This window comes from Bradyrhizobium sp. RD5-C2 (assembly GCF_019972155.1).
Taxonomy (GTDB): Bacteria; Pseudomonadota; Alphaproteobacteria; order Rhizobiales; family Xanthobacteraceae; genus Bradyrhizobium.
Genome location: NZ_BOVL01000016.1, coordinates 169204 through 192540 on the forward strand (window position 1 = coordinate 169204; position 23337 = coordinate 192540).

Annotated in this window: 16 protein-coding genes and 3 pseudogenes; 10 read left to right on the top strand and 9 right to left on the bottom strand. The window is 58.1% G+C overall.

Features of this window, described 5'->3' with window-relative positions; translation table 11 throughout:
- From BraRD5C2_RS19835 to BraRD5C2_RS19855, 3 genes and pseudogenes are all read left to right on the top strand, one after another.
- On the top strand, positions 1–641 hold a 641-nt coding region (locus tag BraRD5C2_RS19835), incomplete at its 5' end, for a methyltransferase (protein WP_223970586.1).
- Positions 642–822: 181 nt separating this feature from the next.
- Positions 823–1572: pseudogene (locus tag BraRD5C2_RS39695) on the top strand (IS5 family transposase).
- Positions 1573–1790: 218 nt separating this feature from the next.
- Positions 1791–2762, top strand: coding sequence for an MBL fold metallo-hydrolase (locus tag BraRD5C2_RS19855; protein WP_223970589.1), 972 nt, complete (start codon positions 1791–1793; stop codon positions 2760–2762).
- A 1199-nt stretch (positions 2763–3961) separates the two neighbouring features.
- Here BraRD5C2_RS19855 and BraRD5C2_RS19860 read toward each other — a convergent pair.
- From BraRD5C2_RS19860 to BraRD5C2_RS19870, 3 genes are all read right to left on the bottom strand, one after another.
- Complete coding sequence (locus BraRD5C2_RS19860) at positions 3962–5992, bottom strand: PAS domain-containing hybrid sensor histidine kinase/response regulator (protein WP_223970590.1); 2031 nt, start codon at positions 5990–5992, stop codon at positions 3962–3964.
- Positions 5993–5998: 6 nt separating this feature from the next.
- The gene (locus BraRD5C2_RS19865) at positions 5999–7486 is read right to left on the bottom strand and encodes an ATPase domain-containing protein (RefSeq protein WP_223970591.1); all 1488 of its coding nucleotides are present in this window, start codon (positions 7484–7486) and stop codon (positions 5999–6001) included.
- Positions 7487–7885: 399 nt separating this feature from the next.
- On the bottom strand, positions 7886–9031 hold the full coding sequence (locus BraRD5C2_RS19870; RefSeq protein ID WP_223970592.1) for an AI-2E family transporter: 1146 nt from the start codon (positions 9029–9031) through the stop codon (positions 7886–7888).
- Between the two features lie 323 nt (positions 9032–9354).
- Here BraRD5C2_RS19870 and BraRD5C2_RS19875 point away from each other — a divergent pair, with 323 nt between their 5' ends.
- From BraRD5C2_RS19875 to BraRD5C2_RS19895, 5 genes and pseudogenes are all read left to right on the top strand, one after another.
- Positions 9355–9765: a hypothetical protein gene (locus BraRD5C2_RS19875; RefSeq protein WP_223970593.1), complete on the top strand. Its 411-nt coding sequence runs from the start codon at positions 9355–9357 to the stop codon at positions 9763–9765.
- Positions 9762–10377: pseudogene (locus BraRD5C2_RS19880) on the top strand (ATP-dependent DNA ligase); the annotation flags it as partial. The gene BraRD5C2_RS19875 and the pseudogene BraRD5C2_RS19880, both read left to right, overlap by 4 nt.
- Positions 10378–10699: 322 nt before the next feature.
- Positions 10700–11737 (top strand): annotated as a pseudogene (locus tag BraRD5C2_RS19885) (glycosyltransferase family 4 protein); the annotation flags it as partial.
- Positions 11738–12205: 468 nt separating this feature from the next.
- Positions 12206–14440: a glycogen debranching protein GlgX gene (gene glgX / locus BraRD5C2_RS19890; RefSeq protein WP_223970594.1), complete on the top strand. Its 2235-nt coding sequence runs from the start codon at positions 12206–12208 to the stop codon at positions 14438–14440.
- A 1943-nt stretch (positions 14441–16383) separates the two neighbouring features.
- Complete coding sequence (locus BraRD5C2_RS19895; protein ID WP_223970595.1) at positions 16384–17250, top strand: transglutaminase domain-containing protein; 867 nt, start codon at positions 16384–16386, stop codon at positions 17248–17250.
- An 11-nt stretch (positions 17251–17261) separates the two neighbouring features.
- Here the strand turns inward: BraRD5C2_RS19895 and BraRD5C2_RS19900 are convergent, their stop codons facing one another.
- Positions 17262–17474: a lysozyme family protein gene (locus tag BraRD5C2_RS19900; RefSeq protein WP_223970596.1), complete on the bottom strand. Its 213-nt coding sequence runs from the start codon at positions 17472–17474 to the stop codon at positions 17262–17264.
- Positions 17475–17595: 121 nt separating this feature from the next.
- On the opposite strand from BraRD5C2_RS19900, the gene BraRD5C2_RS19905 reads away from it, so the two are divergent.
- The gene (locus tag BraRD5C2_RS19905) at positions 17596–17769 is read left to right on the top strand and encodes a hypothetical protein (protein WP_223970597.1); all 174 of its coding nucleotides are present in this window, start codon (positions 17596–17598) and stop codon (positions 17767–17769) included.
- Positions 17770–18343: 574 nt separating this feature from the next.
- Here the strand turns inward: BraRD5C2_RS19905 and BraRD5C2_RS19910 are convergent.
- Positions 18344–18637: a hypothetical protein gene (locus BraRD5C2_RS19910; RefSeq protein WP_223970598.1), complete on the bottom strand. Its 294-nt coding sequence runs from the start codon at positions 18635–18637 to the stop codon at positions 18344–18346.
- A 435-nt stretch (positions 18638–19072) separates the two neighbouring features.
- Here BraRD5C2_RS19910 and BraRD5C2_RS19915 point away from each other — a divergent pair, with 435 nt between their 5' ends.
- Entirely contained in the window at positions 19073–19450 is a 378-nt protein-coding gene (locus BraRD5C2_RS19915) for a hypothetical protein (protein ID WP_223970599.1), read from the top strand.
- Between the two features lie 459 nt (positions 19451–19909).
- On the opposite strand, the gene BraRD5C2_RS19920 is transcribed toward BraRD5C2_RS19915, so the two are convergent.
- Genes BraRD5C2_RS19920 through BraRD5C2_RS19935 form a run of 4 tightly spaced genes read right to left on the bottom strand, consistent with a single transcriptional unit; the run spans position 19910 to position 22555 of the window.
- Positions 19910–20635: a hypothetical protein gene (locus BraRD5C2_RS19920; protein WP_223970600.1), complete on the bottom strand. Its 726-nt coding sequence runs from the start codon at positions 20633–20635 to the stop codon at positions 19910–19912.
- Positions 20632–21027: a phage holin family protein gene (locus BraRD5C2_RS19925; RefSeq protein WP_223970601.1), complete on the bottom strand. Its 396-nt coding sequence runs from the start codon at positions 21025–21027 to the stop codon at positions 20632–20634. The genes BraRD5C2_RS19920 and BraRD5C2_RS19925 overlap by 4 nt, the downstream gene beginning before the upstream one ends.
- Positions 21024–21557, bottom strand: coding sequence for a hypothetical protein (locus BraRD5C2_RS19930; RefSeq protein WP_223970603.1), 534 nt, complete (start codon positions 21555–21557; stop codon positions 21024–21026). Before BraRD5C2_RS19930 ends, BraRD5C2_RS19925 begins: the two co-directional genes overlap by 4 nt.
- Complete coding sequence (locus BraRD5C2_RS19935; protein ID WP_223970604.1) at positions 21554–22555, bottom strand: DUF3618 domain-containing protein; 1002 nt, start codon at positions 22553–22555, stop codon at positions 21554–21556. The genes BraRD5C2_RS19930 and BraRD5C2_RS19935 overlap by 4 nt, the downstream gene beginning before the upstream one ends.
- Between the last annotated feature and the right edge of the window lie 782 nt (positions 22556–23337).

Below are 23337 nucleotides of genomic sequence, written 5' to 3' on the forward strand. Positions count from 1 at the left end.
AGGACGTCAACGACAGTTTCGATCTGATGGCGCGCACGCCAGAGCATGTGCGGATATTCAATGAAGCGATGACAGACCTGACACGGCTGGTCACACACAATCTCCTGCAGGCCTACGACTTTGGCACGATCTCCCACTTGATGGATGTTGGAGGCGGCTCCGGGGAACTCATGGGCGCCGTGGCGAGAGAATACTCTAATATCAAAGGAACGGTTTTCGATCTGTCGAGGTGCGCCGACGCCGCCAACCAGAACTTCGGGCAGCTCGGAATCTCCGACCGCGTTGACTTTGTTGCAGGCGATTTCTTTCACTCAGTGCCCGCAGCGGCCGATGCGATCATCTTGAAAAGCATTATTCACGACTGGGATGATGCGCGCAGCCGCATCATTTTGGGAAACTGCCGCAAAGCGCTTCCCCGACAAGGCAGATTGCTATTAGTCGAACGTGCGATGCCAGAATTGCCCGGTGCCGATGATGCGGCCAGGTCGTGCGCGATGAGCGATTTAAACATGCTGCGCGGTCCAGGTGGACGGGAACGGACCGAAAGGGAATATCATCGGCTCCTGACCGAGAGTGGCTTCCGTCCCGCCGCGGTTTTCCGCGCCGGCCGCTTTAATCTGACCGAGTCGCTGGTTTGTTGAGACTTGGAAGCCGGCCGCGGCGATGCGCCAAAGGCGGATGAACACGCCGCAACGAGTGGGGCGTGCTATTCGATGACATCATCCGGCCGTAGCAAGCTCTCGCAATGTCCGGGTCCGAGCCAGAAGCACTGCGTTTGGCCGGAGTCCCGTGATTCAAACTCCCAAACTCGGGACTCGAATCATGCGCCACGAACTGGCCGACTATGAATGGACTGCCATAAGACCGATGCTGCCGAACAAGCCGCGTGGCGTCCCTCGGGTGAACGACCGGCGCGTCCTCAATGGCATCTTCTGGGTCCTCCGATCAGGAGCACCCTGGCGTGACCTGCCGGCGGCGTTTGGCCCATCCACCACTTGCTACAACCGGTTCGTCCGATGGCGCCGAGTTGGTGTCCGGGGCAGCATGATAAACGCACTTGCCGCTGCCCATGATGCCGGTGTCCAGATGATCGACACCTCCATTGTCCGCGTGCATCAACATGGATTCTGCATCACAAGGAACCAACGCGAATCGATGGGCAGGTCACGTGGCGGGTTGACCAGCAAGGGGTCGATAGCAATGGTCTGCCGGTACAGCTGGCGCTGAGCCCCGGCGAGGCCCATGACGTTCGACTTGCCGGAAAACTGCTGTCTGGTCTGAAACCCGGGTCAATGCTGCTTGCCGACCGTGGTATGACGCGGACTGGATCAGGGAGCTTGCCGTAAAGAAAGGCGCGTGGGCCAACATTCCGCCGAAAAGCAATCGGAGCGCTCCGATCTGTTTCAGCCCGTATCTCTACCGCGTCCGCAACCGGGTCGAGCGGTTTTCCAACAGAATCAAACAATGTCGTCGGGTGGCGACGCGCTACGACAGGCTGGCCGCGAACTACCTCGCCTTCGTCCAACGCGCGTGATCAGGCTATGGCTGCGCCTCAATGAGTCTGCATCCTAGACGCACGCAGACAGTTTTAAACGGTGCCCCAAATATATAGGAGGACCCGGAATGCCCGATCTTTCAAAGGCGTGCTAGCGGCCGATGTGCGCTTCAGAAGAGTAAGCGGACATCGCGAAGTCACATTGAATCGGTCAAAATGACCCAAAGCCGACCTTGTACAGTGCACATCCCCATTGATATGCTCGATCCATTCAGTCAGCGGGGAGTCCGGAACGATGTCCGATATCTCGCGTCGGGACGTGACATTTGGCGCAGCCGGTGCTTATGCCGCGTTTGGACTTGACCAGGCGATCACGTTTGTCGACGCAGCTCACGCTCAACAGTCCGTCACTCAACCTTTCCGCAAATACAAGGTCGGTGACATTGAAATCTTCTCTCTGATCGATGGCATGCGTGACGTTCCGCTGCGGGAGGGCACGGTCAGGAATGTCAGCATCGAACAGGTCAAGACCGTGTTGCGTGGTGCCGGTTTTCCCGACAATCAGGCGCCCCTGAGATTTATTGTCATGGCGCTCAAGCTGCGCGATCAAGTGGTCCTGATCGACTCGGGTACGGGCGGTCATCCGATTTATGGTGAGGGGAACGGCCGGTTATTCGAGAGTATGGCGGCGGCGGGCCTTGACCCAAAGGCAGTCAAGACGATCCTCATCTCCCATCTCCACGGCGACCACATTTATGGCCTCATGAACAACGAGAGCGATGCGCAGGTCTTCCCGGATGCCGACATCGTGGTGCCCGCCGCGGAATTGAAATGGTGGACGCGCCCGGGCGTCGAGTCGATCGATCTCGGACCGACGCGCAAAGGCTTGGCTCGGCGAATTCAGGCCACGGTGGCGACTTGGAAAAACGTCAGGACCTTTGAGGGAGAACCAGAACTCCTGCCCGGTGTGCATGCCGTTCAGGCGCCGGGCCATAGCCCGGGAATGGTCGCGCATCTGGTCACTTCCGGCAGCGAACAGTTCCTGATCAGCGCTGACGTGGTCAATCTCGCGCCACACATTTCAACAAATCCCGAGTGGCAGCTGGCTATCGACCAGGACCCGCAAATGGCTGTCGAAACGCGAAGGAAGATCTTCGATCGCGCGGTCGCTGACAAGCTCACCATTTCGGGTACTCACTGGTTGATGCCGAACGTCGGCACGCTGGCCAAGGATGGCGTCAGGTACGTATTCGTAGCCGAGGGGTAATATTCTCGCGACGTTATCTGTTGGCAATTGAACACGACTGCTTCTGCTTGTAGCAGAGAGCCGGTCGGCATCTGAGTCAGCTTTGGCCCAAAACCGACATGTCGTGGTTACCCGCTGATGTCTGGGTTTAGGGTGAAAGAAGACATGGCGGATTTATGAGTACGCGTCCTTGCTGATCGCGGCAGGCGCGCTGCTGATGGTCATTGGCCTAGTCGGCGTCATGATCGAAACAGACGGACAAACCATGGTAGGGCAATCCGGAAAAGGAGCAACGGAACGATTCCGATATCGGCCTCGAAAATGTCACCGAACCAACACCCATTAGAGAGAGAGCGTGATCATCGGCCGCGGCGGGGAATGGCGGTTAGCCATGATGGGAAGGCCGACAACGCCTTTCATATTTGCGCCTGTCAATGGGAAGCAAATGCGTGGCCTTACAGGAGTTCCTCGCGATACGAACGTTTCAGCTGACCCCTGACCTTTGAAAGTGCGCCGAGTGACTGTAAGCCGCCGTTTGTATAGTTCCTGAATTCCCACGACCTCTGACACTAACTGCACTGGAAGCGCAGAAACACCCGACCTAGAACATGCTTCAGCAGCACGAGGAGTTACGCCGTGATCGGAGAACTTCTGTTACCGGATGGCTTGGCACCTATTGCTCTGGCCGCCTTCGCGGTATTCTCGACATAGCGAATTCTGGCTCTGGTTTTTTGCAGTGAGCTTCGCTACCCCACCCTAACCGCAGGAAACCGGGTCCCGGCCCCAGCACCGGCCCCTTGGCCCCAGAGGTGCTGAGGCCGACGTGTCCTTGCAGCTACTTCTATCCAGTGAAATAGCCCCGAGTAGGAACGGCCAGATCACCAATTGTTAGACGATCATCATCGAACAAACTGGCAACTATCGGTGACCGACAGTGCCGCGAGCTCCCGCCTGATCCTGAGTGTGAGCATGTGGGAGAAGTGCAACAATATCTACGCCGAGATCTGGCACATGTAGCGGATGAGGATAGCCGCGATACGGATTCAAGACGCACGTGCAGCACAAGCGGCCCACGATTTGATTGAGGAGACGGAAGCTCGAAAGAAAGCGCTCCATCCGTCGCAGTAAATCACCGCGCCGACGCATTTGGGACCGTCCGGTGGACGGGAAAAGTGGCAAAGATTCACATGCGTTATTTCCGGAACCGCTGATCACTTGGATCACCGCGATCCCAGAACCACGCGAAGCTTTTCTGCGAGTTCATCCCTGCGATAGGGCTTAGTCAACAGTGGCAGATTTTTTTCCACCACCTGGCTGCCACCGGCCTCGCCGACGTATCCTGAGGTAAGTAGCACTTTGAGTTCAGGCCTCAGCGCTCTCGCTTGTGTCGCCAATTGCGCGCCATTCATCCTACCCGGCATCACTACATCCGAAAACATGAGATCGATTCGTTCGGGCCCATGTAGATGTTTGAGGGCCTCGCGCGCGTCACGCGCAACGATCACTCTGTAATGAAGCTCTTCGAGGCTTTCCACGGCCATGGCAAGCACTTGCTCGTCGTCCTCCACCAACAGCACAGTTTCGCCGGTTGTGGCCCGTCTCAGGGGAAACTGCGCCGATGACGACGCTCGGTGATGCGGGAGCCGCTCTTCTGATCGAGGAAGGAAAAGCTGGACCGTCGTGCCTCGTCCTGCTTCCGATTCTATCGCAACGTATCCACCCGCGCTCCGGGTAAATCCATAAACCTGAGCCAACCCAAGTCCCGATCCTTTGCCTACTTCCTTGGTCGTGAAAAACGGCTCGAACACGTGAACCAATGTTTCCCGATCTATGCCCGTACCTTCGTCCGTGACGCTGATTTTGACGTAGGCGCCGGGGCTCGCTCCCTTGCCGGCTACCTCCGCCGACCCACAGTGCACGTTCTTGCTGCCGATCGTGATGACCCCCCCTTGGCTCATTGCATCGCGCGCGTTCACGACAAGATTCAAGATCGCAGATTCCAGTTGGGCCGCGTCGACGCGGACGGGATGAGCGCCCGGATCGAAGTCAAACTTCAGTGTGATGGAATCTCCGACCGCGCGCTCAGCTAGTCCTTTGAAATCGAGGAGCAGGCGATTTGGATTCAACGTCTCGGGGCGCAACATCTGGCGCCGGGAGAATGCGAGAAGCTGTTGCGTGAGCTGCTCGCCGCGGCGAGCAGCAGTCATGGCTGCTTGGGCCAGTCGTGCCACGCGTTCAGGCGGGTCTGGACGACGGCCGATCATATCGAGTCCGCCGACGATGACCGTCAATAGATTGTTGAAATCATGAGCAACGCCTCCGGTGAGTTGACCGATGGCTTCCATCCGCTGCGCCTGATGAAGCGCCGCTTCCGTTTGCTTGCGCTCTGTAACATCCATCAGAATTCCTGCCAAACGGACCGGACGACTGTCTGCGCCATAACCCACGCGGCCCTTGGCTGCAATCCATCGCACCTTGCCGTCGCATCGATTGATGCGGCATTCGATTTCGAGGCCGCCGCTTTTCGCGGCCCTGCTGAGCGCGGTTTCGACCATTGACCGATCTTCATCAATCACGTGCGAGAGGAACTTTCCTGTGCTCCACGATGAAACCGGAGCCGCATATCCGAAAATCTGGTCGTGCCTTCCGCCGCGACGAGCCAAATCGTGAACCAAATCGAAATCCCAGGATCCCATACCTGCGGACTCCAACGCGAACGCCAACGTTTCTCGCGCCTCGGTCAACTCGCCGGTGCGTTCTTCTACACGCTGTTCGAGCGTATCGTTGAGTGCGCTTAGTTCTGTCGAGGAGCGCTTTTGCTCAGCCAGGAGGCTCTCAACTTGATATTGTCGCCGGCGCGCACGCAACGCGGATTGAGCGGCGCTTGCGAGCGTTTCGCCATTGATAGGCCGCTCGAGAAGTACGACGTTTCCTAGCCGGCGGAGGAGGTCGGACGAATTTTTTGAACGGTGACCCGCCTGCTTGGTGGCCAGCGTTATGATTGGAAGATCGGACCAGGGCGGTTGGCGAGCCAATCCCTCGAGCAGGTCGTCGAGGCCGGCCCCCGCCAAAGACTCCTCGGTCAAAATGACCCCGCCGGCGGATTCGGTTGATAGTCGGGCCTGCAGGCCTCGCAGGGATGTGCAGATGGTCGATTTCACCCCGTTTCGATCGAGAGTGTAACGGATGACTTCAGCGTCTCTTCCACGAGGCGCCAATATGAACAGGGTTTCGTGCACGAAAAGGTCCATTGACTATTATGTCGACGGTTCCAGTAACGCTGTCTTGCCCTTGTAGGAGGGCAAGCCCGACAATACACCTTCGAAGTCTCGGAGCGCTTCCCCGACCTCGAGACCACTAGGGCCAAGCTTAAATTCCCTAATCGAGCGTTCGTGAGAACTCGTACGGCTTTTAACGACCGAAATAGCAGTGCGAACCTCTGCCTTCGCCTCAAAGAATCGGAATAGCAAGATCGTATCGCTCAAGTAGCTCAGGTCTACATCACTGCGCATATCCCCAACCAGGCCATGCTGGCCCAGGATCAGCATGGTGGTGATGCCGGACTGATTGAGATAGTTGAGCAGTTCATGCATCTGCAACAGCAGGAATTGCTCGCCGGGCATCGCCTGCAGATAGGCATTCAGACTGTCGATACATACGAAAGACGAGCCACTCTTTTCTACCGCAACTCTCGCTCGACTGGTAAATTCGCCGGGCGAAAGCTCAGCTGGATCTATCTGCTGGATGTCGAGAACTCCGCGCTCGATGTACGAAGTTAGATCCATTCCGAGGGCCTTGCTTCGGACAAGTAAAGTTTTGATTCCTTCGTCGAATAAAAAGTACGTTGCCTTCCCGCCGCGGTCGAGCGCCGCTCGAATACAGAACATCGCCGTCGTCGTTTTGCCAACGCCCGAAGGTCCGCTCAAGAGTGTGTTGGTCCCTGGCATCAAACCACCGCCGAGCAAATCATCAAGCTCGAGGTTGCCAGTGGAAGCCGCCTTCGGTGAAAATTCAACGCCGTGCTCGGCTGCGACGAGCCGTGGAAAAACCGTGAGGCCGCCGCGATCCAGAATGAAATCGTGATAGCCGCCGCGAAATTTGATTCCGCGCATTTTGACGATCCGAAGCCGTCGCCGCTCCGCGCCAAAGTCTCGCGCAACCTGTTCGAGCGAAATTACGCCATGCGCAATGCTATGCAACTGTAGGTCGTTGGGATCCGAGGTTCGATCGTCGAGCATGAGAACCGTGCAATCGCGGCTTGCGAAGAATTGCTTTAGGGTCAAAATCTGCCGACGGTAGCGCAGCGGGTTCTGGGCCAAAAGTCTCATCTCGGATAGGCTATCGAAGACGACGCGGGACGGCCGAAGCTCCTCAACACGCTTCATTACTTCTCGCGCGGTTTCCCCTAATTCTACCTCTGATGGATGGAGGATTGTCTGTTCTCGCTCCGGGTCCAGGTCTCCCTGGTTAACGAGCTCGAATAGCGAGAGCGGTTCGAGGGACCAGCCGTGAGTTTCGGCTACCGCACTAAGTTCCTCCGCTGTTTCCGAAAGCGTTATGTAGAGACCTGTTTCGCCCCGGCGGGCACCCGCCAGAAGGAACTGAAGTGAGAGTGTTGTCTTGCCAGTGCCTGGGGTTCCCTCGACGAGGTAAACCCGCTGGTTTGTAAGACCACCGCCAAGAATATCATCAAGCCCGCTTATGCCGGTTCGGATGCGCGTTGGATCATCGGCCGAACTAGTCACTCCGCACCCCCTTTCTTTCCTTATGTGGAAACGCTACGAGGTTGCCGAGGTTCCCCAGCACGTGCTGCGTACGCGACGGCGAAACCGAATTTATCGGGGCGTGCGTCCCGCGAGGCCGATTAACTCAACCCAACTCCCCCCGTCACGACGACGACGTCTACGCTGCGCGGCACTCCGACGTCCCGGCTGGCCAGTAGACTCGGTAACAAAACCGGTCAGTAATGACGCCAGATACTGTCGCAATTTTCGCACCCTACCGGAGCCGCGCCTCGATGGACTAGGTTGCTGTCGGCGTCTCGCGCCTTTAATCGCCGTCATCGGCGGCGCCAGGATGCCTCAGTCGATGAATCTGAGCGACGCATGAAGGTCTTCAGCTATCTGGACATAAGCTTCGCGGCCTCACGCTGTATGCACCGGACGGAATATCCATTCGCGCCACATCGCGAGAAGCGCCGCCATGATGACCGGGCCGACGAACAGTCCAACGAGGCCGAACGCGGTCAGCCCGCCAAAGATCCCCACGAACGCGAGGAGGAAAGGAAGCCTCGCCGAGCCGCTGACAAGCCAAGGCCAAACGAAATGGTCGCCCGCTAGCATGACGATGGAGCCCCATAGAAACACGCCGGCCGCCGCGACCCCGCTTCCGCCTTCGGAGATCGTCACAATCGACGCTGCGGTGAAAGCCAACCACGCGCCGAACGGGATCATCGCGAAAGCGGTCGTGAAGATCAGGAACGTCAGTGCATTTGGGACGCCGGCCACAAAATAGGCGACACCAATCGCGAGTCCCTCGCCCACGGCAACCAGCACTGTTCCGTTCACCGTCGCGCGCGTTGCGTCGACCATCTTCTCTACGAGGCCCTCGCCCGCTTCGCCAAACAGGCGATCACACGTCTCGAGTACGCGGCCGGCAACCGCTCGACCGCTGCGCAGCAAGGCGTACAAGGCAAGCAGCGAGAAGAACAGCAGGAACAAGCGGTGGATTAGTTGGGTGCCAAAAGTAGTGAATAGATCAGACACGTTGTCGGCATTAAGCGTCTTCATCCAGGCCGTGGCCGCCTTCGGATCGGAAAGATTGGCGCGCCACCATTGGTCCATGCTTTCCGCCGCGATGGGCAAACGCGCAACCCAGTCCGGAACTTCGACCCCGCCCTCCCGAGCCCTCTTCAGCCAATCGATGAGCATGTCGCTCTGCTGGGCGATTGTAAAGACGGCGAGCGAGATCGGCGTAACCAGAATCAGCGCGATGACGACCGTAAAAACGAACGCCGCCGATGCCGATGGACCGGCCATAAACCGCGTAGCAAACTTCAGATAGAGGGGCCATAGCGCAATGGCCAGAATGGTTGCCCAGATGAGAGGCGGCAGGAAGCTTGAGGCAGTCCACAACGCGAGGGCGACGAGGACGAGGGCAAATATCACCCTAGCATTCATGCGGGCGCCCGGTCCCAGCGGCAGCGGCTTCTGCTCGCTCGCGCGATGAACCGCCACGTGCGACTTCTCCGGATTAGCTTTTTTTGCGCCTGCTTTTACATTGTTTGACATTTGCCGACGCTTGCGTTGGGGCCGCCAACCCACTGTGCCTGAGAGCGCGCGGTCAGTCCAGACAACGACGCCGGCCGCAAGCGCCGACAGACGCGGATGACGGTGACGTCACAGGTCATGGAAATCGGTCGCCGGGTGCGTTTGCGCCGACAGGCCTCGACCTCGGCCTCCAGATCTGAGGATGGGGTCACTCTCAGCCCCCTCCAACCGGTCGTCCCGCGCATCTCGTCTCCTCTCAAACTAACTCTTGGCGCGCTTAAAACCGGCTGAGAGGTCGGACGTTCCTTCTGCGGAACATAAGGATGATGCTGCGGTTAACAGGAATGGAGACCTTTCGCATGAGGCTGAGGCGAACGATCGAAGGTCTGAGACCCTATCCATCCCTGCTCCTGCTGGCGGTCCCGATCGCCATCGTCGAGCCGCTGAAGCTCGCTGCCGTAGCCGTAGCCGGAAAAGGTCACTGGATCGCGGGGACGGCAATGATTGTCGCGTGCTACGCGTTCAGTCTCCTGGTCGTCGAGCAGCTTTTCGTGATCGTGAAGCCGAAGCTTCTGACGATTACTTGGTTCGCTAAGCTCTGGGAAGAGTTCGTTTTCGTCCGAGCGCGCGCATGGCGCATCATCAAAACAGCGATCGGTTTTCGCAGTAATCGAAAGCCGTTCGCGTCTTCCTTATGGAAGCGCGCAGCTCCGGCCGCCAAGCCGGTCCTTGCCCCCAAGTCCGCGCGCAGATGAATCGCAAGTTCACACTGCCGAAACGCCTGCAGCCAATGCTCGCAACGCTGACCGACACCCCCGTTCAACGACCCCGATTGGCTGTTCGAGGACAAATACGACATCTACCGGATGGCTTCGGAGATCCGCGGCGACACGGAGCGCTCTACCGCCGCAACGGCAAGATCTCAGCAGCCACTCATACACCCGACGAAGGCGCTCGAAGACGTTAAGGCGACGCGGTCATCGACGGCGAGCTGGTCGCTGTGGGCGAGAACGGCGCTTCGCACTTCAAACTGCTGCAGAACGCATTGGGTAACGAAGCAAAGCTTCTGTATTGCGCGTTCGATCTGATGTTTTTGGATGGCGAGGACTTACGCAAGTTGCCGCTGCTCGAACGCAAGAAGCAGCTAAAGGCGATCCTTTCGCCCAATAAGCTGATTGCGCTCAGCAACCACCGCAAAGGCAGCGGAAAGATGTTCTTCGCAGAGGCCGAACGCTAGCGCCTCGAGGTATCATGGCAAAACGCGCCGGCAGTCCGAACGCATCCGGCGGCCGGACCGCCGATGGCTGAAGGTGAGGACTGCGCAGCGCCAGGAAGTCGTGATCGAGCCACAACGAACCAGGCCGTTCGTGGTCGGCTGGAAGACAGGCGAGGCGCCGTGGTCGTGAAGAGCTGAAGATCGGGGCTATGGCCACCTGGCCTGCCGCATCCCGGCTGCATCAAGCGGCGGTCGGAAATCGTAATGGGTGTCGACGGAGAGACTGGCATCCTGTTCGACCGCGCGTGCGCACCGGGCTCCGTCGAAAATCTCTGCCGGCCTTCTCGACGTTCGTGCGAAAGCTTTTTAAACGCCTGCGCCGCCCCGGCGATGACCAACGCCTTGGAACCATCGGCTACGTCATGCGCTGACTATACAATTCATCGACCTAAAAAATATTTGGGATCAAGATCATGAAGATCGCGCAAATCGCACCACTTGCAGAAAGCTGCCCACCACGGCTCTACGGGGGTACTGAGCGCATGGTCTCGTATTTGACGGAAGAACTGGTGCGCCAAGGACACCAAGTCACGCTGTTCGCGAGCGGAGATTCAGTTACGTCGGCCGAACTGGTGCCGTGCTCTAAGATGGCTCTGCGTCTCGATCACTCGGTTAAGGACATGACGCCCCACCACATTAGGATGCTGGACCAGGTCGCAAGGCGGGCCGACGAGTTCGACGTTCTACATTTTCACATCGACCATCTGCATTATCCCTTGATGCGTCCTTACTTTGATCGGATCGTGACAACTCTTCATGGACGGCTCGATCTTCCCGACCTATTGCCGTTCTATTTGACCTTCCCTGAGCCCCCGGTTGTGTCGATTTCGAACGCCCAGCGCCTTCCGATGCCGCCAGTCAACTGGCTTGCGACGATCCTACACGGATTGCCTGCCGACCTCCTGCCATTCCGCGAGGCTTCTTCAGGCGATTATCTTGCATTTCTCGGCCGCATTTCTCCAGAAAAGGGACCGGACAAAGCAATCGAGATTGCCGCGCGAGCCGGATTACCACTTAAGATAGCGGCTAAGATCGATGACGCCGATCAGCGCTATTGGGAACAAATCATCGCGCCGATGGTTGCCCGACACCCGAATGTCGAGTTCATCGGCGAGATTGACGAATTCCAGAAAGCCGATTTCCTCGGCAACGCGCGAGCTTTGCTCTTTCCGATCAGCTGGCCAGAGCCGTTTGGCCTTGTCATGATCGAAGCAATGGCTTGCGGCACACCCGTAATCGCCCTCGCTCACGGGTCCGTGCTGGAAGTTATCGATCACGGCAAAAGCGGTTTCGTGGTCAATTCGATCGACGAAGCCGTGGCGGCCGCAAAAACAGCTGGCACGTTAGAACGGCGGGCAATCCGAAATCATTTTGAGCGCTGTTTCACGGCAGAGCGGATGGCGAGAAATTACTTGGCCGCCTATAATCGGCTGCCTGCGTTGCGGCAAAGGCAGGATCTCGACGTCATTCCGACCTCCGCAAAAGGCGCGGTTCGGATGCCGACATGCTTACTCCAGCCTAGAAATCAACGCGTCGGTCGCGGGCTGATGCTTTCTGCCAAGCGCAGGGAACTGAATCATCGAGGGACGGTTACGACTTTATCAACGGGAGTCGCAGCCGTGCGCCGCTCGAAGGCCCAACCGATCCGCAACAAGCTCGACCTGACCGACCGTACTCAGGTGCGCCGCGTTAAAAAGCGCCTGAGGCTGTCCGACAGAGAGTTGATGACAATTGTCAATCGGATCGGCGATTCGCTTTCCGCAATCAACAAGCAGGCGGCACTACAGGGAACCACTGCGCTACAGCCGGCTGAGGCGCCTTCTGCCGCCGTGACCGCAACCGTCACCGGCGGCGAGCAGACGACAACCGAAGTCACAGCGGCCGCGCCGGCTTCTTAACTGCGTTCTTTCGGGGGCAAAATGAAGCGACAATCACGGTCCGATAACTCCCTGACGCGGGTGGCCTCTAGCCTGCGCCGCTCTCGAATCACGGAGGGTAAACCATTTCCGCTTGGCGCCACCTGGGACGGGCTCGGCGTCAACTTTGCCCTTTTCTCCGCCCATGCGACCAAGGTGGAGCTCTGCCTGTTTGACGACACCGGCGAAACTGAGCTCGAGCGGATTGAGCTACCTGAGTACACTGACGAAGTCTGGCACGGCTATCTGCCTTCGGCCCGTCCTGGCACCGTCTATGGCTATCGTGTCCACGGTCCTTATGAGCCCGATGCGGGCCACCGATTCAATCCCAACAAACTCGTGCTTGATCCTTACGCCAAGCAGCTGGTCGGGCAGTTGAGATGGGGGCCGGCCTTGTTTGGCTATCAGCTTGATCACGCCGATAAGGATCGGTCCTACAATGAGCGTGACAGCGCGCACCTCATGCAAAAATGCCGCGTCATCGACCCGGCTTTCACGTGGGGCGCTGGGCGCAAACCTGAAACGCCCTGGGAACGGACGATCATCTACGAGATGCACGTCAAGGGTTTCACCCAGCTTCATCCGCTCGTGCCTCAGGCAGACCGCGGTACGTTTTCGGGCCTGGCCCATTCGGAGGTCCCCGCCTACCTGCGCTCGCTCGGCATCACCAGCGCGGAGTTGTTGCCGATCCATGCGTTTGTCGACGACAGCTATTTGATCGAGAAAGGCCTGCGCAACTACTGGGGCTACAATTCCCTTGCCTTCTTCGCGCCAGAGCCGCGTTACCTCAAGACGCCGTTCGCAAATGAATTCAAGGCTATGGTCAACCAGTTCCATGCGCACGACATCGAGGTCATTCTTGATGTCGTCTACAATCACACTGCAGAAGGCAACGAACTCGGCCCTACCCTGTCGTTCAAGGGCATCGATAACGCCAGCTACTACCGTCTGCTACCGGATAGGAAGCGCTATTACATCAACGACACCGGCACCGGCAACACGGTAAACCTGTCGCACCCGCGCGTGCTCCAGCTGGTTGCAGACTCTCTTCGCTACTGGGCAACCGAGATGCGCGTCGACGGTTATCGTTTCGACCTTGCGACCATCTTGGCCCGAGAACCATACGGCTTCGACGAAGGCGGCGGGTTCCTTGATGCCTGCCGGCAGGATCCCGTGCTCTCCGGCGTAAAGCTGATCGCCGAGCCCTGGGACATCGGCCCAGGCGGTTACCAGGTTGGCCAGTTCCCGCCCGGATGGGCCGAGTGGAACGACAAGTTCAGGGATACTGTGCGCGCGTTCTGGAAGGGCGATCCAGGCTCCCTCGCCGATTTTGCCAAGCGAGTGTCAGGATCGGGCGATCTCTTCAATAAGCGCGGGCGCCGGCCCTGGGCCAGCGTCAACTTCGTCACCGCACACGACGGCTTCAATCTCAACGATCTCGTCTCGTACAATGAGAAGCATAATGAGTCGAACGGCGAAGACAATCGAGACGGCCATGGCAATAATCATTCGTGGAATTGCGGTGCTGAAGGTCGCACGGACGATCGAGAGATCACAGCGCTCCGCGAGCGTCAAAAACGAAATATGCTGGCGACGATGCTGCTGTCTCATGGCACGCCAATGCTGTTCGCCGGCGATGAATTTGGACACACTCAGAAGGGCAACAACAATGCATATGCTCAGGACAACGAGACAACATGGCTCGATTGGATGGGCATTAGCGCAAACGGCCGCAGCCTGCGTGAATTCGCCCGCAAGCTAATTGCCACACGTAAGTCATTCCCGATCCTTTATCGCAGCCGATTCCTGGTCGGCTCTCACAACGACGAGCTGGACGTGAAGGATGTCGCATGGCTGTCCCCATCCGGCGAAGAGATGACCCTCGATCAATGGCGAGACGGCAACGCCAAGTGTTTCGGAATGCTGCTTGACGGGCGAGCTCAGGAAACTGGCATTACGCGCCGGGGCTCGGACGCGACCATGCTCCTGGTCTATAATGCCCACTACGACATCGTAAACTTTACCTTGCCAGCCGTCCCCGATGGGAGCAGCTGGTTTGGACTGGTCGACACCAATGAGCCGGAAGCACAGATGCCTGAGTTTAAATTCGGGCACGTTTATGCAGTAACTGGACGATCCCTCGTGGTGTTCGGTTTAGCTACCGAACAGGTCGCGACGCGCCGGCTGCGGCAAGGGCTTGGAGCCCTGCTCGACGTTGCTGAGGCGCCTCTGAAATAGGTGGTATACGTGGCCAGACTAGAAGTTTGGGAAGGCGGTAGACCTCACTTCGTGAGAAGTTCGCTCGATGAGTGGGACGTCCGGACTGCCTAAACGCTTAGTCGATTTTCACGCCTGTCGGACGGTCCGTCCGACGATCCGGACCGGGTCGCGGAGAAACGCGTTGATGCCGATCCTGCAATGGACGGAGAGCTGCTACCCTCCTAAGCACGATGTCTCTCATTCAAGTACGTCTGCGCGAAGAATTGGTGGGCGGTCTGCGCGAAAACTTAAGCAGAAGTGAAAGGAAAGCTTCAAAGCTGCCCGGCGCTCTGATGGTCGCTCCAGGCCGCGTTGTCTCGATTCTAATGATAAGCAATCATCGAAACTGAAAAATCCGCTGCTCAACAACCCTTGCAAATGCTTTTGACTTTTCTATTGACCTCTCTCTCTTGCTTGTCCGTTTTCGGATCGCCAGTACCCGTTGCGACGCTAGAGCCGGTCCCTAAACGGCCAGACGGGGCCGCTGTACCCGCCGAGTTCGTCCCTGGCGATGTGGCGCTGGTGCCGAGCGCTCCACCGCCAGCGTTTGCTCCACCCGTCGCTTGAGCCAACGCTGGTTCCAACGCAGCCAATTGAAAGATCATGCCAGCAGTAATGAGTACCCTCACGTGCTCTCTCCCTATCGTCGCGCCGCAATGAGATGGTCAGCCGCTCTCAAAATAGAATCAACTTGAGAACGGCTCAGATTTGCGGGCGTTCCAAGACGATCATGAGTGAAAAAGCCTATTTCTCAAAGATGACTCGGCTCAAGCCGATGCATTCCCTCAGGCCGCAAGTTGATCGGGCGCCATTGCAAGACCTCGCCCGCAGCCTTCGCAGCGGCGGGCTGCCCGACCCGACAAGGAGTTGAGTCGTGAGCTCGTGCTCGTTTCAGGGATCAGGCGGCTTTGACATTCACCGCGACGTCCGTTCATCCCCAATTCGTCCTCGGCGGAACCCAAATAGCTTCCTGATAGTGGACCGGATTGCGAAGGCATGCGGGATGCGCCAACCCTAATAAGATCGCGATTATCGAGATGCTCTGGTGGGATCAATTCGACCCAACCCGATCCTGGCACGTAAATCTGACACTAGGCATGGGTCGAACCACGTCCATGCCGCGAGAGGCCGTCCCGGTCCGGCACATAGCCATAACCGATCACGAAGCGGCCGCGAACCCGAGACTATGCGCCGCTTCCATCATGAGAGGGGCGAAGTCACACGATAGGTTGCCCTGCTGTCGTGAGAGGGTCTCCGTCGACATCTGCGTATCCGCGAGAGGCGTCTGTATGGAAAGCGCTGCGCCACCGCTTCCTTCAAAGTCATCGGGAGCTGCTACGCGGGGATCGGCGCCGGTCGAGTTACAAACTTGTTGAGCGATGCTTCGATTGCTGCGTCCGCGTGATGTCGGCTTATGTAAGGGAGAAGATCGAGCAGCTCTTCTTTGTCATGATTAAAGGGATTTGCTTTTGCGTAATCCTCTCGCGAAAGTCTGGCGCTTTTTCAGGCGTATGATCGACGCCGATTTCCGCCTCCAACCGCAGCAGAGTTGCGTATTATTAATGTCGAGGAGCGTCAGGCAATTTCCAAACGCAACGTGGATCCAACGTGTGTCAGCCGCCTGGGACAAAGGGCGAGCATAACTGAGCAATCGTGGTCGAAGCTGTTGCGGGGTCGAAACAAGAGTTGATGCCGACCTGGCCGAACAGGGTTTAGATATACTATCTCGTGGTGTATGTCGGACGCTGAATATGGCCATCTTTGAGCGCGCCGCTTAACTGAACCTAACTTAGGTTAAGCTCGCGGGAAGCTCCTCTTTGCAGCCCCGCGGTCAGGTGTTTGCCTTTATTTTCATCACCTTAAGCTAGGAACCGGGAGCCTCTGTCCGTCTTGTTGCCTGCGCCGATAAAAGAGACATGCCAATGGAAATCGAAGCCGGCTACGACATAGCTTTTAACTGCCTCCAAGACGTGCCGATGGTGCTCATGCTTACCCTCCACCCGTCGCGGCACGATGATTTGCTGACCAAACACGAAATCAGATTCTCTCCCAGGGTTGCGTACCGCGATTATCGCGATGCGTTCGATAATATCTGCACCCGTTTGACTGCGCCGGCTGGACGGATTGAGATTCGCTGCCGCTTCATTGTCTCCGATACCGGACTGCCGGATGACGTCGTGCCTGGCGCTCGGCAATTCGAGATCGGACAACTTCCAGACGACGCATTGGTGTATCTGCTGGGCAGTCGCTACTGCGATACGGAAAAGCTGGGCGATCTTGCCTGGTCGCAGTTCGGCGACGTTCCTGGCGGTTGGCAACGGGTCCAAGCCGTCTGTGACTATGTCCATAATCGGCTGCAGTTCGGGTATCATCATGCTCGTTGCGATCGGACGGCGGCGGAAGGTCACAAGGAGCAACGAGGCGTATGCCGAGATTTCGCTCATCTGGCAATCACACTATGTCGTTGCTTGAACATTCCTGCGCGATATTGCACGGGGTACCTCGGGGATATTGGCGTACCAAGAGACCCAGCCCCGATGGATTTCAGTGCCTGGTTTGAAGCCTATGTCGGCGGCCGCTGGTTCACGTTCGATGCTCGACACAATCATCCGCGCATAGGTCGTATTGTTATTGCTCGGGGTCGCGACGCTGCCGATGTCGCCATCTCCACGACATTCGGTCCCGCACAGCTAACGAGCTTTTCTGTCATCACAGAAGAATGTGCGCCGCAGCAGGGGCACCAAATGCGCAATCCTGCTTCCCCCAAACGCGAGACAGCTTTCGCCTAGTTTCGGCGAATTTACGTCCTGTCGCTACGAAACCGGGAAGGATCATCAATGCCGATCCCAATCGACGCGGGCCCCACCCAATCCGCAAGCAACTGCTGTCGCGTCTTCTGGGCGACGTCATAGCCGCAGCCGATGGTCACGCCGGACGGTTCTTCAGGCCAGATCGGCCAGCGCAGATGCTCTGATACCAGGCCGCGCTGGAAAGGTCGCGCGGAAGATTTCATGCAGCGTTAGCGCTCGCAGAAATGACTGAGTTGGTCATCGTTACAGTCCTTTTATGAAGTTGAAACGGGGCCAGGAACAGGTATTCACGGCTGCTGTTAATTCGGCGGAGAGCGCCGAACGATGACGCCTGAAGAGTATAGGGAGCGTGCCGAGCACTACCGGCAAGCCAAAGCGATGGCCGAAGACCACTTTACGCGCCGCTATCTAGCGGCGATGGAGCACAGCTACGAGGTCTTGGCAGAGAGTGAGGAGGCCTTCGAGAAGTCACCAAAGTTAAAAGACAAGCGGGGCTGAAAATCGGCTGGTCGAGTTGCACATCAGAGATACCAACCACCGCGACAGAGAAGTCTCCATCCGCGCAACCCGCGCTTGACAGTCCGCGCATGTGATTTAAGTTTTCGACCGGGCAGGCCCTCCCATTTCAAGGAAAATTATACGACCGTCAAAGGATGACGACGATGAACGACGAAGATTTTGCGCTATTGCGGACCCATCGCGACAACATTCATCGATACGGCAGATTGCTCGAAACCCAGCTCTCCGCACTCGAGCGTCAATATTTGTAAAGGCGCCTTGCGGAGGAGGAGACCGCGATAGAAATGCTATCGAGGTCGATATTACCTCTCGAGCTGGGCACCGTCTCGCGACGATCGCCGCCAGCCGCGGCCTAGGCGGTTACGACAATGTTGGAAGTCGTTTTGACCGACCGTCATAGACGCGGCTATGCGTGGGAGGTTTGCGATCTTTCCGGCAAGATATTGCTAGCCGAGCGGGAAAAGCCCCGACGAGCCGCGAAATACGCGGGAGATCGGGCCTTCTTCCAACTCCTGGCCACCGATCCGAAATCAATAGATCTGGAGAGACAGGCTCAGGAAATCGCTCGGTATCTGTGTTGTGTTTGACCCGGTGGCCCCTCTCGGACCAGGACGCTGGCGCGAATGCGAAGGTCGTCCTGTGCATCGGTGAGGCCGACGATCGTAATCATGCTGCACCAGAGGATCTGCGCCCGGATCTGGGTCTCGAGACCCCACTCCTCCTGGACATTTGCGACCGCCGCGATCTCGGCCTTCACCGTCGTCCATGTGCCGATTTCGTCAGAGGCGCGTTTCAGGCCGAGCTTGGTGCAGGAGGCCCCTGGCGCAGGCGGATTCAGAAACGCCATGACGGCCGGGTCATTGGCTGCCTCTCGGTCACGATGGCGCCGGCTGCTGGCAAGCAAATCATCCAGGGCGGTTATGGCCGCCTGCAGCTTGCTCCAAGAAGGTTACGCCTCGCATTCCTGTCACGGCCTCACAACATGCGGGGATGTTCCGTCTGTTGGAACAGAAGTTTGTACTTTACTGCTCCATATCCTTACGGCAGCCTCGATCTCAAGCCGGGCTAGGGTATTATCATTGCACCAACATCAATTTTCCCGGACAGCCCGCAGTGAACTGCGCACTTCGGCCTGTTCACCATCAGGGGTAACTAGTTGTTGCGCGAAACACCGGTGCTTTTGATCATCGATGCAATCGCAGCCGGTGCCGTCTTGATCGGGGCACTGTTCGTTCTCGTCCGCCACCTAGGCCATCAGACTAAGAAGCGGCTCCGACGTTGATTGTTTACTTTTCATGCCACGGCTGTCGCGCAGTTTATTCTGCTGCTCAAGAGCGGAGCGTCGCCCCCGCGATCCGCTCAGGCCTCTTCAGCTGTCTGGTTTGCGGGAAACCCGTTCATCATTGGAGCGGACTCTATTATTTCTCTGACTGGCAACGCGTGGCAAAATCCCCATAAATCGTTGACTGCGATGGCGAGCCAATCCGATGATGACAACCCGATGGAAGCGTTTTGCCTCATCGCTCGATTCAAATGGCAAGAAATCGCACGCGGGCCGCCTTTCGATTCGGTCTCAGCCCGCGAATTGCGGTTGGATCTGCGACGCGATCATCATGGCGGCTATCAAAAACGCTGGCCCGCAGCCGACCAAAGCAGCTAGCCAGAGCTCCCCATCGGGAAACATCTCGTAATCGTCATGCATGGACGCTCTCCGTCCCCTGCTCGAAAGAAACGGCCCCAGCGAGGGGGCGAACTGGGGCCGGTTTTCACTCGGTCATCATCCGGCACCGCCCAATGCGTTCGGCACCGGACACGCGGTTAACCCGGCGCGCATCCTGCTCGTTCCTAATAGAAGCGGCCCCAGCGAGGCATCAGCTGGAGCCGCGTCCTTATTTCCATTTCTCACGCCGAACCGCCGCTGTTCGAAAATAGACGGCACCTCTGGGCTATATCCTGATCTTAATGAAACGCCCTACCCAGTTCTGAAAGGATCCTATCGGCGTGTGGTTCCAGAAATCACCTATGTGAATCAAACGTAAATAAACTGCCGCTTTTTCCCGGGCATGAGTGACTAGTCCGCAGAGCGAGTTTCCGAATTAGGATAGCGCCCGCCCGCGGCCTAACGTGTCTTTAGACGCTCCCGCACCACGTTTGCCCCAGTTCGGCCAGTTTCTTCCAGCCGCTCAAGCGCTTCGGTGCCGATGTCGTCAACTTCAGCCCGAAGCGTGTCGGAGGCTTCGCGCACGCTTTGGGCTACCGCTTCCGCCCGAGCATTCAGATCCCCTTTGACACTGTCGCTGAGCTCTCCGGCCCATTTGTTTTCGAATTCCGACCCAAGGAACGCGCCGGCAACCGCGGCTCCAACCGTCAAACCTATCGCGCCGATCAAAAGGGGTTGTCTGTCGAGCAGCGCCGAGAAGGACGACTGAACCTGTGCGATGGTCTCCTTTCCAGGCAGCGCATCGCCGAGCTTGCTCAAATTTTCCTGCGCATAGGTAATGCCTTCATCCAACCCCTGCTTGACCGCACCCGCGGCGCTCGACATGGCATCCGACGCCGTGCTTTTCGCATCGTGTACGGCGTCGTCCAGGCGTTGTGACAATCCATTTTCCGTTTCCGGAGCGGTCGGCGGACTGCGCGTGAATTTTGGCGTGCTCGGCCGCAGATTGGGTCCAGTATCGGCGAGCGGTTGCGTTGCCCTCCTGCCCGATTTTGCCAGGTTCTTCAGCGTCTCGTTACCCAACAAGAGCCATACCGCACCTCCGCCGATCAGCGCGGCGGCAAAGGGGTTTTCCCGAGCCGCGTCCCTCAGATTGTCCAGAAAACCTGATTGCGAGCCGCTCATCTCACCATTTCCTTCACACTAATCTTGTCCTTCTCTAACTGACGCATCGTTTCGCGAGGAGCCAAACTGCGCGCGTCTAGGCGGTTCATACCGACGGCGAACAAAACTCCGGCAATTGCTCCCGCAATGATGGCTGAGACAAGGTATGAACTCGGCTGCGACCAGCCGGCCGAGATCAAGGCTGCTGACAGCGCAAAAAGCGCCATCACGAGCGCGGGAATGACTAGAAGGGCGCCCGCGGCGAAAAAGCCTGCAGCGCTGCCGATCTGCTGCGCCTTCTCGATCGCTTCGGCCTTGGCCAGATCAACCTCATTCTGGAAGAGCTTGGCGAACTGCGACAGCGCCTCGCCAAGGAGGGTCGAAATGGCCCGAAGATCCGATTGAGTGTTCATGATGCGTCCTCGCCGCCCGAGGATGTCTGGCTTCCTGACGCCTTGAAGAAGCGTATTGCGGCAAAGCCAGCGAGCACCGACAATCCGAGAAAGGCAGCCGGCTGCCGCTTCGCGAAGTCGGACGCCCCGTCCACGAGATCACGAAAAGTTCCATTGCGGATCTTCTCGGCAGCGTCTTCGACGTAGTCAGCCGCGGAACTGATGCCGCGCGCGGCGAATGGTGCGTCGCTTTCGAAAGCATGGCCGGCTTGCCGAATGTTTCCGGCTAGCCGGGTTACGAAATCCGCCCCGGAGCGCTGTTGCTCCTCGGCCTTGTCCTGGAAGCGATCTGCGGCCCCTTCCGCCACGTCTCGCGCCGCGTCAGCCGCCTCCTTGAACTTGTCGCGCGCCGCCTCGGTGGAGGCTCGCAGCGCATCGCCCGCGCGTTGTTTGACGTCAGCGCCCGCTTCGGCGATTTGGTCCTTCAGAGTGTTCGAGGAGGTCGAGTCCTGTGCTTGAGAAGAAGCGGCTTGTCGATCAAATTCGCTCATGACGATTTCTCTTCGGTTCGAGAGGGATTGAATGCCGCATTCACCATGTCGTCGGCTGCTTCCTTCAGTTTTTCGGACAAATCCCGGGACATTCGGCTGGCGTGTTTGCCGAGATCCGCATCTGACACGCTCTTGGCAGCGGCATCGGCAGCCGACAGTACCGCGTCCTTGGCCGTCTCGAATCCCGATTGAGCTGCCTTGCCTGCCGCACGTTTAACACCATCACTCGCCTCGCCGATTGCAGAAGCTTCAGCCCTTGTGTTGGGAAGAGAGGCCGCAAAAATTGCTCCGATCGCGACCCCCACCCCGGCGATCAAGGCTGCGTGGTCGTAAAAGACCTGACGCGCGGCTTCCGGCGTCGCGGTCGCCGTTTCACGCGCGGTGGATCGTGCTCGATCGATGCTATCTTTCGCCCCGTCCGCGGCGGTATCGATGCCTGCCTTCACTCGATCGACGGTCTGGGTTACCCGGTCTTTCAAGTCGCCAGCAAGCCCGGTCGCCGTGGCTTGGGCATCGCTCGCCAGATCGGCGGCCTTTCGCCCGGTTGCTGATATCCCATCCGCCATATCTTTTCCGAAGGATTGAGCGCGTTCGGCGGCCTCACCCCCTATTTCCTTGGCCTTCTCTATCGTGGGCGCCGCCATCTCAGTGGCGCGGCTGCGAACGGTCTTCGACGTCAAGGCAAGGCCGGCACCGATCATCAAAAGGGGAAGTGGAAACACCCGCGCCAGCCGCAAGATAGGCACCGCAACCGCAGTCCCCGCGGCGATTGCCTGCATTGGGTTTTCCATGGCTTGCTGCTTCAGCGAGTCGAGCCATCCTTGGGCCTTTCGGCCTACGAACTCAGAGACTTCTGACTTAAGCCCTTGCGGAGAGACCTTGTGGCGTAGGTCTTCCGCGGTGTCGGTGATTTGCTCTCTCAACCGGTCGACGGTCGTCGCGAGCTGCGCGCGGCTCCGCTCGGACTCGCGCCTTAATTCCTCAACGGATTGTGTCATCGCTATCACCGATTTATCGTTCTTGTTTTAAAGCGAACTCACGCTTTCTTGAATCGTTCCTGCGGGAGGCGCCAGTTTGCCGCCGGGCACCTAACATCGATAGCTTGGCGGCTCGGTGACGTGAAACCGGGCGGAATAGCAGAGACATCAAATGATGCGCGCAACGCGCCGATAGCGTCGGCACCGCCCGTCCGAGACGATACTGATAAGCGGCCAACACTGAAGAGAAGCGCTGTGACGAAGCTGACTGTTTCTCACAGCTCGCCAGATGATAGGCGCAAAGGTTTGCAATGCGGCGTCAGTAAAGAAACGACGGCGTCCGGCGCCAGGGATATTAGGAGGGAACGAACATGGCTTCCGAGTGACTGGCGCCAACGACTAGTTCGTCTGCGGCATTGGAAATGATCACGCCGACGCGAGTTGTGGAGATGGGGTAACCTTTAGGAGGAAGCTCATGAGAACATGTACCATTGCGCTGCTCGTTGCGGGCATTGCGGCAACGGGTCCGATGACGGCTGAACGGGCCATCGCCCAGAACCAGCAGAGTGAAGCTGACAAGGGTGTAAAGACGCGCAATTCCGGTGAGTCCGGGTACGTAGGAGATCAGACTAATCCTGGGGCGTCCGCAACGCCCCCGGGACGTCCAGGCTCAGCAAGCAATTCGGGGGGAGTCAGTAACGCACCGAGCGCGCAAAGTTCCGGCACCGGAATATCCGGCGCGCCCGGAAACAAGAACGGGCCTGCGCCGGGCCAAAGCACGGTAGGGTCGAATCCTCAGAACG

Excerpts from the sequence above, each read along its gene's own strand:
- BraRD5C2_RS19855 (WP_223970589.1), top strand. The coding sequence starts at position 1,791 with ATGTCCGATATCTCGCGTCGGGACGTGACATTTGGCGCAGCCGGTGCT.
- BraRD5C2_RS19860 (WP_223970590.1), bottom strand. The coding sequence starts at position 5,992 with ATGGACCTTTTCGTGCACGAAACCCTGTTCATATTGGCGCCTCGTGGA.
- BraRD5C2_RS19870 (WP_223970592.1), bottom strand. The coding sequence starts at position 9,031 with ATGTCAAACAATGTAAAAGCAGGCGCAAAAAAAGCTAATCCGGAGAAG.
- BraRD5C2_RS19875 (WP_223970593.1), top strand. The coding sequence starts at position 9,355 with ATGGAGACCTTTCGCATGAGGCTGAGGCGAACGATCGAAGGTCTGAGA.
- glgX (WP_223970594.1), top strand. The coding sequence starts at position 12,206 with ATGAAGCGACAATCACGGTCCGATAACTCCCTGACGCGGGTGGCCTCT.
- BraRD5C2_RS19895 (WP_223970595.1), top strand. The coding sequence starts at position 16,384 with ATGGAAATCGAAGCCGGCTACGACATAGCTTTTAACTGCCTCCAAGAC.
- BraRD5C2_RS19900 (WP_223970596.1), bottom strand. The coding sequence starts at position 17,474 with ATGAAATCTTCCGCGCGACCTTTCCAGCGCGGCCTGGTATCAGAGCAT.
- BraRD5C2_RS19905 (WP_223970597.1), top strand. The coding sequence starts at position 17,596 with ATGACGCCTGAAGAGTATAGGGAGCGTGCCGAGCACTACCGGCAAGCC.
- BraRD5C2_RS19910 (WP_223970598.1), bottom strand. The coding sequence starts at position 18,637 with ATGGCGTTTCTGAATCCGCCTGCGCCAGGGGCCTCCTGCACCAAGCTC.
- BraRD5C2_RS19920 (WP_223970600.1), bottom strand. The coding sequence starts at position 20,635 with ATGAGCGGCTCGCAATCAGGTTTTCTGGACAATCTGAGGGACGCGGCT.
- BraRD5C2_RS19925 (WP_223970601.1), bottom strand. The coding sequence starts at position 21,027 with ATGAACACTCAATCGGATCTTCGGGCCATTTCGACCCTCCTTGGCGAG.
- BraRD5C2_RS19930 (WP_223970603.1), bottom strand. The coding sequence starts at position 21,557 with ATGAGCGAATTTGATCGACAAGCCGCTTCTTCTCAAGCACAGGACTCG.
- BraRD5C2_RS19935 (WP_223970604.1), bottom strand. The coding sequence starts at position 22,555 with ATGACACAATCCGTTGAGGAATTAAGGCGCGAGTCCGAGCGGAGCCGC.